Origin of the sequence: Lacisediminihabitans sp. (assembly GCF_036569425.1) — a bacterium.
GTDB lineage: Bacteria > Actinomycetota > Actinomycetes > Actinomycetales > Microbacteriaceae > Lacisediminihabitans.
The window spans coordinates 65969-78805 of sequence record NZ_DATCQQ010000076.1; the positions used below are offsets into that span (position 1 = coordinate 65969).

Annotated in this window: 10 protein-coding genes; 6 read left to right on the plus strand and 4 right to left on the minus strand. The window is 67.5% G+C overall.

The annotated features are described in order from the left end of the window. Positions 1 to 111: 111 nt before the first annotated feature. Positions 112 to 1137, minus strand: a complete 1026-nt coding sequence (mgrA, locus tag VIM54_RS13135; RefSeq protein ID WP_331901959.1) for an L-glyceraldehyde 3-phosphate reductase — start codon at positions 1135 to 1137, stop codon at positions 112 to 114. Positions 1138 to 1175: 38 nt separating this feature from the next. Next, positions 1176 to 1367, minus strand: coding sequence for a DUF1918 domain-containing protein (locus VIM54_RS13140; RefSeq protein ID WP_331901960.1), 192 nt, complete (start codon positions 1365 to 1367; stop codon positions 1176 to 1178). Positions 1368 to 1466: 99 nt separating this feature from the next. Here VIM54_RS13140 and VIM54_RS13145 point away from each other — a divergent pair, with 99 nt between their 5' ends. Both VIM54_RS13145 and VIM54_RS13150 read left to right on the plus strand, forming a co-directional pair. Continuing rightward, the gene (locus tag VIM54_RS13145; RefSeq protein ID WP_331901961.1) at positions 1467 to 2192 is read left to right on the plus strand and encodes a phosphoribosyltransferase; all 726 of its coding nucleotides are present in this window, start codon (positions 1467 to 1469) and stop codon (positions 2190 to 2192) included. Between the two features lie 33 nt (positions 2193 to 2225). Beyond that, complete coding sequence (locus VIM54_RS13150) at positions 2226 to 4355, plus strand: transglycosylase domain-containing protein (RefSeq protein ID WP_331901963.1); 2130 nt, start codon at positions 2226 to 2228, stop codon at positions 4353 to 4355. Positions 4356 to 4632: 277 nt separating this feature from the next. Here the strand turns inward: VIM54_RS13150 and VIM54_RS13155 are convergent, their stop codons facing one another. Continuing rightward, positions 4633 to 5898, minus strand: a complete 1266-nt coding sequence (locus VIM54_RS13155; protein WP_414673225.1) for a DUF222 domain-containing protein — start codon at positions 5896 to 5898, stop codon at positions 4633 to 4635. Positions 5899 to 6650: 752 nt separating this feature from the next. Between VIM54_RS13155 and VIM54_RS13160 the strand changes: the two genes are divergently transcribed. Both VIM54_RS13160 and VIM54_RS13165 read left to right on the plus strand, forming a co-directional pair. Continuing rightward, positions 6651 to 9974 carry a glucodextranase DOMON-like domain-containing protein gene (locus VIM54_RS13160; RefSeq protein WP_331901966.1) on the plus strand — a complete coding sequence of 1108 codons (3324 nt, stop codon included), beginning with the start codon at positions 6651 to 6653 and terminating at the stop codon, positions 9972 to 9974. 26 nt (positions 9975 to 10000) lie between these two features. Beyond that, positions 10001 to 10663 carry a histidine phosphatase family protein gene (locus VIM54_RS13165; protein ID WP_331901968.1) on the plus strand — a complete coding sequence of 221 codons (663 nt, stop codon included), beginning with the start codon at positions 10001 to 10003 and terminating at the stop codon, positions 10661 to 10663. An 88-nt stretch (positions 10664 to 10751) separates the two neighbouring features. On the opposite strand, the gene VIM54_RS13170 is transcribed toward VIM54_RS13165, so the two are convergent. Further along, positions 10752 to 11069: an Hsp20/alpha crystallin family protein gene (locus VIM54_RS13170; RefSeq protein WP_331901969.1), complete on the minus strand. Its 318-nt coding sequence runs from the start codon at positions 11067 to 11069 to the stop codon at positions 10752 to 10754. 34 nt (positions 11070 to 11103) lie between these two features. Between VIM54_RS13170 and VIM54_RS13175 the strand changes: the two genes are divergently transcribed. Next, positions 11104 to 11592 carry a cation:proton antiporter regulatory subunit gene (locus tag VIM54_RS13175; RefSeq protein ID WP_331901971.1) on the plus strand — a complete coding sequence of 163 codons (489 nt, stop codon included), beginning with the start codon at positions 11104 to 11106 and terminating at the stop codon, positions 11590 to 11592. Positions 11593 to 11608: 16 nt separating this feature from the next. Continuing rightward, positions 11609 to 12814: a cation:proton antiporter gene (locus VIM54_RS13180; RefSeq protein WP_331901972.1), complete on the plus strand. Its 1206-nt coding sequence runs from the start codon at positions 11609 to 11611 to the stop codon at positions 12812 to 12814. Positions 12815 to 12837 lie beyond the last annotated feature (23 nt).

Below are 12837 nucleotides of genomic sequence, written 5' to 3' on the forward strand. Positions count from 1 at the left end.
CGGTGCGCGGGCCGCTCGGGTATCGCGGCGGCCCGTGGATGAAGACTAGCCCGAGGGTCCGACGTCGGGCCCAGCGACCGGCTCGCGCCTCGACCGACGCTGTCCGAGCGACTAGACCGCGCTCGACTCCGCCCACAGGTTGATGCCCATGTCCACCGCGTGCTCGTCGATGGCGGCGAGCTCCTCGGCAGTGAAGCGCAGGTTGCTCACGGCCGCGAGGTTGGCCTCGAGCTGCTGTACGGACGACGCGCCGACGAGCGCGGAAGTCACGCCCGCGTTGCGCAGAGTCCAGGCGATGGCGAGCTGCGCCAGTGTCTGGCCGCGGCCACCGGCGATCTCGGTGAGCGCCCGGATGGCGGCCAGGGTGCCGTCGTTGACCATGCTCTTCTGCATCGAACCCTCGCGCGCGGCTCGGGCGTTCTCGGGAATCCCCGCGAGGTAGCGATCGGTGAGCAGGCCCTGCGCGAGCGGCGAGAAGGCGATGCAGCCGACGCCGAGTTCGCCGAGGGTGTCGAGCAGGGCATCCTCGATCCAACGGTTGAACATCGAATACGAGGGCTGGTGGATGAGCAGCGGCGTGCCGAGGTCGGCGAGGATCGCCGCCGCCTCCCTGGTACGCGCCGGCGAGTACGACGAGATGCCGGCGTAGAGCGCCTTGCCGGAGACCACGGCGGAGTGCAGCGCGCCCATCGTCTCCTCGAGCGGGGTGTTCGGGTCGGCGCGGTGCGAGTAGAAGATGTCCACGTAGTCGATCCCCATGCGCGCCAGCGACTGGTCGAGGCTCGCGGTGAGGTACTTGCGCGAACCGAAGTTGCCGTATGGGCCCGACCACATGTCGTAGCCCGCCTTGGTGGAGATCACCAGTTCGTCGCGGTACGGCGCGAAGTCGCGCCGCAGGTGCTCGCCGAAGTTGGCCTCGGCGCTGCCGTATGGCGGCCCGTAGTTGTTCGCGAGGTCGATGTGGGTCACCCCGAGGTCGAAGGCGCGGCGCAGGATCTGTTGCTGGCGCTCGATCGGAACGTCGTGTCCGAAGTTCTGCCAGAGGCCGAGGGACACCGCAGGCAGTTGCAGCCCGCTTCGCCCGGTGCGGCGGTAGGGCATGGAGTCATAGCGGGAGTCGGATGCGAGATAGGTCACCCATCCATACTGCCCGAGCGACGGTCCTGCCGCTCTGCCTAGGTGTGCTGGTCGTGCCCTATTTCGAAGTCCGACCCGGGCTGGATCACGCTCTCGTGGCCATCGTCGAATCTGATCACGTACGGCGGCCCGCCGCCCTCGCCGCGGACCTCGATAATTTCGCCGTGGCGATCCGGCGACTCGACCGTGCGTCCGCGGATGACTATGCGGTCACCTGTTTTTGCCTGCATTGCCAACACCTCCAGACTGTCAGGGTACGCCGATGACCGGCCGAATCCACAGGGCCTTTCGGCCTTGGCTGGGGTGGGGCGCAGGCACAAACTTGGCACATGGCCGCCATTTTCGAGGATCGCTCCGACGCCGGGGGCCGCCTCGCGCGCGCCCTGGAGCACTATCGCGATTGCGGCACGATCGTGCTCGCAATTCCCCGCGGCGGCGTGCCAGTGGCGCGCCGCGTCGCGGACACCCTGGGTGCGCCTCTCGACATCGTCAGCACGCGCCATCCGCGACGTTCGTCAGCGTCCACTACGACTCCGACGCCCCGCGAGGGGCCTCAACGGGACCTCACCGGCGAGCGGGACCTCACCGGCGAGCGGGACCTCATCGGCGCGCGGGACCTCACCGGCGCGCGGGACCTCACCGGTGCGCGGGACCTCACCGGCGAGCGGGTCATCATCGTGGACGATGGCGTGGCCACGGGCGCGACCGCGCGGGCCGCGTGCCGCACTGTGCGCCGACTGGGCGCGGTTGAGGTCGTGCTCGCGGTACCGGTTGCTCCGCCCGACTGGACCCGCACTCTCGCGGGCGAAGCCGATGCCTTCGTGGCGGTCGCCACCCCGCACCCCTTCTGGTCGGTGGGCCAGTGGTACACCCGATTCGACCGTGTCACGGATGCCGAAGTGGCGGCATGCCTGGAGGCCGATGGTCCAGAATCTGAGCGATCCAGTGCCGCTGTGGCCAACTTGCGCGTACAGTGCCAATCAGCAGGCGGACACGGTGAACAGCACACCCCGGAGGCTCAGATGGCAGCGAACTCGCACCTCGAGTTGCGGTGAGATCAGATGAGCGCGCCTGCCCTGCCTTCACGGTTGCCCCCCTCGATCGGGATCGTCTCGGTCACCGACTTCGACACGAGGATCGGCGTGTTCGGATCCGTGCTCGGCTTCCTGTTCTTCAGCCTGTTGGCGGGTCTGCTCGTCGCCTCGCTCGCCGTGCCGTCGATCATCGTCGTGAGTCGCGGGACGAACTTCGCCGTCGGGTATTTTGACTCGTTGCCCGACTACCTCACCCTCGACCAGCAATCCCAGCGCAACACCATCTATGCCAATCGCGACGGCCAGCCGGTGCCGATCGCCAGCATCTACGACCAGAACCGCGAGGTGGTGGGCTGGGACGCGATCTCCCAATACATCAAAGATGCGACAGTGGCCGGCGAGGACCGTCGCTTCTACCAGCATGGTGGGGTGGATCTGAAGTCGGTGGTCAGGGCGGCCGTGGGCAACATCGTGCACAAGGGGATCACGAGCGGCAGTTCCACGATTGCGATGCAACTGGTGAAGAACACCCTCATCCAACGCGCGCTGCAGATCCAGGATCCTCGCGTGAAGAAGATCGCCTACCAGGCGGCGATCGACGACACGCTCAATCGCAAAGTCCGGGAGATGAAGCTCGCGATCGGACTCGAGAAGCGCTACCCGAAAAAGGAGATAATGCTCGGCTATCTCAACATTGCCGGCTTCGGCGGCACCACCTATGGCGTGGAAGCGGCGGCGCAGAAGTATTTCAGCGTGAGCGCGAAGGACGTGACACTCCCGCAGGCAGCGAGCCTCATTGCGATGGTGCAGCAGCCGAACCTTCGCAACCTCAGCAGCCCGACCCTGTATGCCGCAAACAAGGTGCGGCGCGACTTCATCCTGAGCGACATGCGCGACCTCGGCTACATCACAACCACCCAATTCCGTGAAGCCGTGGCGACGCCGATCCAACCTAAGCTCCAGGGGCCGAGCAACGGCTGCCTCTACGCCAGCGACGCCAAGTTCGCGTGCGACTACGCGCAACGGCTAGTGCCTACTCTCGATGCGCTGGGCCCGACCGAGGCGGTTCGCAAGGTGGCCTGGGCGAGAGGCGCGTACAAGATCTACCTGAGCATCGACCTGAACCAGCAGGATGTCGCCCAGCAGGCCTTGAACGCCAGCGCCCCGGCAACCGAGACACGATTCGCCCTCGGGGCATCGGCTGTCTCGGTGCAACCCGGGACCGGACGCATCCTGGTGATGGCGGAGAACAAGGAATTCGACAATTCGGGCGCCGGCAGCGGCTCCACGGCGACCGCGGTGAACTACAACACCGACAAGAACTTCGGGGGCTCGTCCGGGTTCGCGACCGGGTCTACCTACAAGATCTTCACCCTCACCGAGTGGTTCCAGCAGGGACACACCCTCAGCGAGGTGGTGGATGGCACCGTGCGGCCGTTCCCCATGCAGAGCTTCAAGGCCTCCTGTGCAAGGTTCTCGGGCAAGCCGTATGAGCCGAAGAATGATTCGCCGGGCGAAGGCGGACCCTGGACGATCGCCGCAGCCACCAACGCATCGGTCAACGTCGCCTTCATCACCATGGCCCAGAAGCTCGATCTGTGCAGAATCCGCGCCGCGGCAACGGCGATGGGAGTGCACCGCGCCGACGGGCGGCCCCTCGATGTGTACCCGTCGGCAACGATCGGTACCAATGAGATCGCACCGCTTTCCATGGCGGGGGCGATCGCCACAATTGGTGCGAACGGCACCTTCTGCGCGCCGACGATCGTGGACAAGGTCGTCGGGCCAGATGGCAAGGAGGCTCCAGGCCAGCCCCGGCAGTGTTCGAAGGCGATGGAGCCGAACATCGCGAGCACGGTCGCCTACGCGCTGTCCGGGGTGATGAAGGCCGGGACCGGGCGCGCCGGAAACCCGGTGGACGGTGTGCCGATCGTGGGCAAGACCGGTACGACTAACTACGCGGACCAGAACTGGCTGGTCGGGACAACCACAAAGGTGGCGCTCGCGGTGTGGGTGGGCAACACCGATGGCGGGCAACGCAACCTGCGACACATAACGCTCGCGGGCACCAACGGCTACAACACGAAGTTCAATATCTTCCGCACCACTATGCGTTCACTCGATACGAACCCGGAGTATCGGGGCGGGGCATTCCCCGCGCCGGACTCCTCGCTCGTGCGTTAGCTCTCACGCGCGCCGGCCTTCGCTCCTTCCTCGTCTGTGATCTCTCGACCGCAATCTGCGATCTGTCGTCTGTAATCTCTCGTCCGTCGTCCGTCGTCCGTCATCTGTCGCCTGCCGTCAGTCATCTGAATCCGGCGCCCGGCGGTCGGAGTTGCCGGTTTTCGGCGGCCGGCCGCCGCGCCGGGGAAATTCAGCACGGTGCGGTCGCGCCGGTGGATGGCGGTCGGCGCCGCTGGTCGACCGTGCCGGAGACCGTGTGCGGTTGCAATGTGTACCCCTACTCGCAGATCGTTGCGGCGTCTGATTCGCCGGAGTGTGATTCGGCGGAGTGTGACTCTACGGTGCGTGGTTGGTCTGCGGACTGGGCAGCGCGGGAGCGCAGGTCCCACAGGTCGGGATTCTTGCTGGGTAGGTGGACCCTGCCCTGGAGAGGGTCGATGCTGCGAGGCGGGATAAGCCAGTAGCTGCCGCGCTCACGAACGATTTCCCAACCATTGTTGTGCAGGAGGAGATGATGTCGGCGGCAGAGAAGCACGCCGTCGGCGACGTTCGTCTTGCCGTGATCTCGAGCCCAGAACTTGATGTGGTGGGCTTCGCAAAACGAGGGAGGCCTGCCGCAGTTCACGAACAGGCACCCGCCGTCGCGAACGGCCAGGGCGATGCGCTGCTTGCTGGTGAACAACCGCTGGTCACGACCGACGTTGACGCATTGACCGTCATCATCGAATGCGACGGGGACCGCGCCCGTGTCACACAGGTACCGTTCGATCGTCGCGATCGAAACCGTGTCCAGCACGCCTTCGATTCGGCCATGCCCCGGTGTCGAGGATGGAGGCGAGATCCGCGCATTGGACTCCGCATCCCGTGCAGGTCCGTTCGACTGCGCCGCGCGAACGGCATGGTCGGTGACGATGATCCGCACACTGGGGCGACGGTGACCGACCATCGTGGCCGGATTGATGTCGAGGGCGCTGCGGAAGAGATCGAAGAAGGTGTCGGCCGCAATCTGCTCGTTGGTGCGCGGGTCGCCCAGAAGGGCCGCCGCCTCCTGCTGGGCGACCGGATCGACGAATCGCGGGCCGCCCCGGCGCGGCCCGAGGGTGTCGTGATACCAGGCGAGCAGCGGTTCGCCCTCTTCGGGATGGGCGACCAGACTGGTCTGAATCATCCCGTCACGGCGGGTCCACACGCGCATGGACCGCTCACCGTATTGGCGCGCTTCGCGCCCCGCTATGCCCGCCTCGTCGATCTGGTCGCGGATCTGCCGGGCGCGTCGGTACATCTGGTCGGCGTTGCGAGTCGCTGCATCCGAAATGAGCCGTTCGCACGCCTCCCTCAAGACTCCGCTGGGAACCCGATCCGCCACCTCGGCGAGGATCGTACGAATGGGTTCGGCGGCATCGAGCGCCAGAGTGCCGTCCGCGACCGCATGGGCGATCGGCGAGTGCCACGGAAGGACCGACGTCACCGACTGGTCGGGGCTGTCCGCGGCTGCCGCCGCCGCAGCCTCCTCGGTAGCCTCCGCTGCCTGGGTCTCCGCCATCAGCAGGCCGACCGTGACCAGCTTCCTGGCCTCGGACCGAGACGACCTCGACAGCGACTGAATGAGCTCCTCCGGGCTGAAGAAGCCCTGCTTCTGAGCCAGTCCGGCATAGCCGAGTTCGCGGGAGGAACGTCGCGCCACCTCCCCCGCGATCCAGGCCCCGTGAATGTCAACCTGGTGTTTCAGCGCGCTGTGCCCGCGCTGCGCCTCGAGAAGAGTGGCGTCGTCGAGTCGCGCGAAATCCTCCGGGCGCGACCCTAGCTCGGCGGCGGTTGCGGCCGCTCGAACCAGGTGTGAGGCGGAGAATTCCATGAGTAAATTCTCCCATATTCGAATATCCATTCGAAGGAATCTCTGCAATCTGTGGAGAAGTCTTATCCACAAGTAGGGCAAGGAGAGGAGGCGCGAGAGCGGGAGGCGGGAGAGCAGGAGGCGGGAGTGCGGGACGCGGGAGGGCAGGACGCGGGAGAGCGGGACGCGCGAGTGCAGGACGCGGGAGTGCAAGACGGGACTGGATAGGTGCGAACAAGAGCAGAGGCGACTCACCGGCCGGACGCGTGACCACCGGAGGCGATGGGCTCGGGAGCCCACACGGGAGGCGAGCGCGGGTCCGTGCACCGATTCGCGTAACCCCCACGCGGGTAGACCGATCGGGTGTTGACCAGTCCAGTGACTCGTCGTAGGGTTCGAAGGGCGAGTCGCGGGCCGGCTCGGCACGGTTCTGAAAACAGGATTCTCAAAGGGGAGACATCGTGATTCGACGCGGATTCGTTCTGCCAGCGGCCGTTGCCGCCTTTGCCCTCGCGGCAGTGTCCCTCGGCACGTCCACAGCCTCGGCGGTGTCCGGAGCGGCGACGGGCGCCGAAGCCGTCGGCTCCCCCGGCATCGTGAGCCACCAGGGTCAGTCACGCAAGGACTGCGTGGGAACCGCCCGCAACACCGAATCGAAGATCTGGTTCACGGTGGCGAACGGCATCCTCTCCGATGTCTACGCCCCGACAGTGGATGCGACGAACGTGGAGACGATGCAATACATCGTCACCGACGGGTCGACCTTCACCGATCTGCAGGCCCGAGACATGACGTACTCCGTGTCGTCCGATCCGACGGGCATGGTCTGCACCGTGACGTCGACCGCGAAGAGCGGCAAGTACAGCCTCGTGAACACCTACCTCACCGACCCCGCCCGCGACAGCGTGGTGGTGAGCACGAGGCTCGTTGCGCTCACCAAGGGGGCGAAGGACTACACGCTCTTCGTGCGGCTGGATGCGAATGCCGGCGGCAACGGCGGCGGCGGGTCGGCGAACGGCGGGTCTGATACCGCCGTCGTCGACACATCGACCGGGTCTGCCGTGCCCGTCTCGTTCGATACGAAGACCACGAGCCAGGCGAACCGCACCGCCTACGCCGTGCCGTCCTATCTGGCACTGAAGGCCGACCGGCCATTCGACACGGTCGGCAGCGGATTCGTCGGCACGGCGAGTGACGGTCTCGTGCAGCTCGACTCCATGCACGCCCTCGGGCAGGTGGCGACGATGGCGACCGACGGCAACGTCGAGCAGACGGCGGGCGTGCGACTCGACCGCGACGGCCGGGCCACCATCGCCCTCGGGTTCGGCACGAGCCAGACCGACGCGGTGAAGACCGCGAGCGACACGGCGAAGACGTCGGTCGCCCGCCTGACTGCGGGTTACCTCTCCGGCTGGGCGCGCTACGACGCGGCCCTCACGCCGCCGATCCTCACGGCGAGGGGCCTGACGGGCACGCAGCGGCTCGCCGCCATCAAGAACTACTACCAGTCGGCGAACGTGGTGAAGGCGTCCGAGGACAAGAAGTATCCGGGCGCCATCGTCGCCGGACTGGATGCCCCGTGGGGCCAGTCCATCCCGGCCAACGACCCAAACAACCTGTTCGTCGGCGGCTACAAGGAGGTGTTCGCGCGCGACCTCTACGAGGCGTGGACGGCGCTCTACACCGACGGCGACATCCAGACCGCGCGCGACACCGTGCGCTACCTGCTGCTGAAGAGCCAGCAGGCGAACGGGTCGCAGCCCCGCAACTCGCTGCTCGACGGCACGAAGGCCGCCGACGCGTTCAACGACCAGCTGGACGAGACGGCCTACCCCATCCTGATGGCGCTGCAGTCCGGGCTCGCCGGCGACAACTCGCTGTGGCCGAAGGTGAGGTCCGCAGCAAACTTCCTGATCAGTCATGGGCCGAGCTTCGGCGTGGAACGCTGGGAAGAGCAGACCGGGTACTCCCCCTCGACGATCGCCGCCGAGATCGCCGGACTCGTCGCCGCGGCGACGATTGCCGACCAGCACAACGACCCGGCCAGTTCCCGCGTCTGGCTCGCCACGGCAGACCAGTACCAGCGCACGATCAAGGCCTGGGGTGTCACGACGAACGGCCAGCTCTCGGCCGACCCGTACTTCATCCGGCTCTCCAAGACCGGCGACCCCAACGCGGCGATCAGCTACAACGTCGGCAACGGCGGCCCCACTCTCGACCAGCGGGCGGTGGCGGATGCCGGCTACCTGGAATATGTGCGTCTCGGAATACTTCCCGCGACCGATCCCGTGATCCTCAACTCGCTCGCCGTCACCGACGCCACCATCCAGCGGCCGACCAACAGCGGGGCGGGCTGGCTGCGCTACAACGGCGACGGCTACGGCGACTGCTTCGTCGGCGCCGGCACGAGCTGCGCGGTGACGGGGGCGCCCTGGACCAACGACTTCTCGGGCCTCGGGCACCCGTGGCCGGTGCTCGGCGCCGAACGCGCCCAGCAATACCTCGCGCAGGGGCAGACGAGCGCCGCATCCGGCGTTCTCCTGTCGATCAACCGGATGAACTCGGGCCCGGGGCTCGTTCCGGAACAGGTGTGGGACCGAGCGGATGTTCCGGCCTCGCCATACGGGTCGGACCCGGCAACGGCATCCATCGGCTTCGTGAACGGCACGGCCGACGGCTCGGCCTCGCCTCTCACCTGGGGCTCGGCGTCCCAGGTGCGGCTCACCGCGGACCTCGCGGCCGGCCGCAGCCTCGAGCAGCCTGCCCAAGTGCGCGAGCGCTACGTGACGCACAAGCAGGGCACGACAGCGCTCACCGTCACCTCCCCGGCGGACGGTTCGGCAACCGGCGCCACCACCACCGTCGCGGGCACCGCGGCGCCAGGGGCGACTATCGACATCGCCGACGTCGCGACCGACGCCAACAGCGCCACGAGCCTCACCAAGACCACTGCCTCCGCGGACGGCTCTTTCAGTGTGGACGTGACATCGGCCGCGGGGACCAACGTGTTCGTCATCTCGAGCACGGCGAAGGGTGACGGCACGGCGCAACTCGTTCGCTCCGTGGTGAATGATGTCGTCAACGGCACGCTCCTGTTCAGCGCGGATGACCCGACCGGCGACGACAACGGGCCAGGCAACTACGCCTATCCCACCGCCGGCGACTTCCATGCCGGAGCGTTCGACCTCACGAAGTTCCAGGTCTACGACACCGGCTCGACGGTGACGTTCCGCGTGCAGACCCGGGACCTCACCCCGACGTTCGGCTCGTCAAACGGGGCACAGCTCGTGGACGTCTACGTGCACGCTCCCGGTGCGTCGCCCACCTCGACCGCGTCGTCATACAGCGGCATGAACTACGCCGTGTCGCCGTGGGCCAGGCTCATCGAGGCGCAGGGCTTCGGCAACAACCGGTTCGTCGACACGACGGGCACGAGCGCAGGCACGGTGACCGTGGCCGCCAACTCGGTCTCGCGCTACATCACCTTCAGCGTCGACAAGACGGCGCTCGGTGGTACTCCGACGAGCGGTTGGGGCTTCGGCGTGGCGATCACCGGGCAGGACGGCACGCACGGTTTCGACCAGACGCGCGCATTCACCAGCACGCCGGGCCAGTACAGCTTCGGCGTCTGCGTGGCGGCAAGCGCGACGCCGTTCTGCACCGCCGATCCGAATGCCGTTCCCAAGGTGTTGGACACGATCACCCCGAGCGGAGTGAACCAATCGACCGAACTCGATTACCCGGCGTCGAGCCCGGTGACGCTGCAGGCGCTCGTGATTCCTTAGCGGCAGGCACCTAAACTGGGTCGCACATGCGACTCCTCCTGATCCGTCACGGCCAGACCCCGGCCAACGTGCTCGGGCAACTCGACACCGCGAGCCCCGGCCCCGGCCTCACCGAACTCGGCGCGCGCCAGGCGGCGGTGATTCCCGAGGCGATGCGCTTCGAGTCGATCGATGCCATCTTCGCGTCGACGCTCGTGCGCACGCAGCTCACCGCCGAGCCTCTTTCGCTCGACCGTCGACTGGACGTGCGGGTGGGACACGGGCTGCACGAGATCGAGGCCGGGGCGCTCGAGGGCCGAAGCGATCGGGAATCCGTTCGCGCGTATCTGGAGACGATCGTCGCCTGGGGCACCGGAAACCTGGATGTCACGATGCCGGGCGCCGCGGACGGGCACTCCTTCTTCGAGCGTTTCGACGCCGACATCGAGATCGCGGCAGCGCAAGCCGACACGGCCGCGGTGTTCAGTCACGGAGCGGCGATCCGGGTGTGGACGGCGGCTCGGGCGCACAACGTGCCGCCCACCTTCGCCGGCACGAACGAGCTCGGCAACACCGGGGTGGTCGAGCTGATCGGTTCGCCGCAGGACGGCTGGACGCTCGTTTCCTGGGCCGGGCTGCCCGTGGGCGGTGCGCGACTCGCCGACGAATCGGCCCAGGACCCGACGGGCAGGCCCGTCTCGAACGCCTAGGCAGCATCCACGGCTCGCGCCGCACGGAAGGGAATGGCCCCGAGCGTCTGCTCCGGGCCATTCCCTTTGTCTGTCTCCGTGCCTTCGGCTAGGCGGCCGAGACCTCGGCGGCATCCGCTGCGGGTACCGACATGTTGCTGATCTCACTCTTGCGCGCGCGGGCCTTCTCGCTCACCGGGAGGGTCAGGTCGAGCACCCCGTTGTCGCAGCGAGCGGCGATCTTCTCGGTGTCGATGTTGAGGCCGAGCGTGAGCTGGCGCAGGAAGGACCTGGCCTGGCGCTCGTGCGACAGCCAGGTGACGTTGTCGCCGGCGGGCGAGGTGCGCTCGGCACGGATGCTGAGCAGCTCGCCGTCGACATCGATGTCCACCGTGGTCGGGTCGATCCCGGGCAGGTCGGCCGTCACGACCCGCGGTGGAGGGCCCTGTTAGGGTTGCGGCGTGAGCGTACGAGTCGAGAAGGTCGATCTGCCGGGCATTGGCACGCGTCATGACGTGATCACCAAGAAGGGCCGACGCATCGGCGTCGTTTCCCACCGGTCCGGGGAGCGGGAGCTCGCGCTGTTCGGGGTCGACGACCCCGACGAAGCCATCGACTCGATCGCCCTCACTGACGACGAGGCCGCGGCCCTCGCCGACGTGCTCGGCGCCTCACTCATGCTGGGTCAGCTCGCCGGCATCCGGGAGCAGGCCGCCGGCCTCTTCACCGAGCAGCTGCTCATCTCGGCCGGATCCCCGTATGCGGGCGAGGTCCTCGGCGCCACGAAGGCCCGCACTCGAACGCATACCTCGATTGTCGCCATCGTGCGCGGCGCGGACGTGATCCCCTCCCCCACCCCGGATTCGCCGCTGCAGGCCGGGGACACCATCATCGCCGTGGGCACCAGGCCGGGCCTCGACGCGCTCGCCCGCGTGCTCACCGACGGCTGAAAGGCACCCATCGCCCATGCATGACGCCGCCCTGCTCCTCATCGAAGTCGGGGCCGTACTGCTGGGACTGAGCCTGCTTTCCCGGTTCGCCGACAAGATCGGGATCTCCGCGATTCCGCTCTATCTCATCGCCGGGCTCGCGTTCGGGGTCGGCGGCTTCGCCCCGCTCGACGCCGGCAACGAGTTCTTTCGGTTCGGCAGCGAGCTCGGCGTGATCCTGTTGCTGGCGATGCTCGGCCTCGAATACTCGCCGACGGAGCTCATCACGAGCCTCACGCGTTCGAGGCTTGCCGGCATCCTGGATGCCGTGCTCAACGCGCTGCCCGGTGCAGCCTGCGCGCTCATCCTGGGGTGGGGCCCGATCGCCGCTGTCGCCCTGGCAGGCGTCACGTGGGTGTCGTCGTCCGGGGTGATCGCCAAGGTGCTGCGCGACCTCCGCCGACTCAGCAACCGGGAGACTCCGACCATCCTCTCCATTCTCGTGATCGAAGACCTCGCGATGGCGTTCTACCTGCCAGTGCTCTCGGCCCTCGTGATCGGCGCCGGTTTCCTCGCCGGCGCGACAGCCCTCGTGGTGGCCGTGCTCGTGGTGGTGGTGATCCTCTACGTGGCGCTCCGCCATGGCAAGGTCATCTCGCGGCTGTTCGCCGCCCAACACCCGGAGTCACTGCTGCTCGGGGTGCTCGGCCTCACGATGCTCGTGGCCGGCGTCGCCCAGCAGGTGAACGTGTCGGCGGCGGTCGGCGCGTTCCTCGTGGGCATCGCCCTCTCCGGGCGCGTCGCCCACAACTCGCAACAGCTCCTCTCGCCGCTGCGCGACCTGTTCGCCGCCGTCTTCTTCGTCTTCTTCGGCCTGTCGACCGAGCCCGCCAGCATCCTTCCGGTGCTGCTGCCCGCGGCGATCCTCGCCGTCGTCACGATCGCCACCAAGACGCTCACCGGCTATCGCGCGGCTGCCGCGGCGGGCATCGGCATCCCCGGCCGCTGGCGAACCGGCTTCGCCCTCACCCCGCGCGGCGAGTTCTCGATCGTGATCGCCGGCCTGGCCGCCGGGTCTGGCATCGAACCGAGGCTCGCCCCGCTCGCCACGGCCTACGTTCTGCTCACCGTGGTCGCCGGGCCGCTTTTGGCCAGGATGACGGATACGCTGTGGTTCCGCCGCGTGCTGGTGGCCCGTGGCACACGGGCGGCAACCATCGCACAGGGCGAGGACGGACAGTAGCCTTTACCTGTTCGTGCCAACTC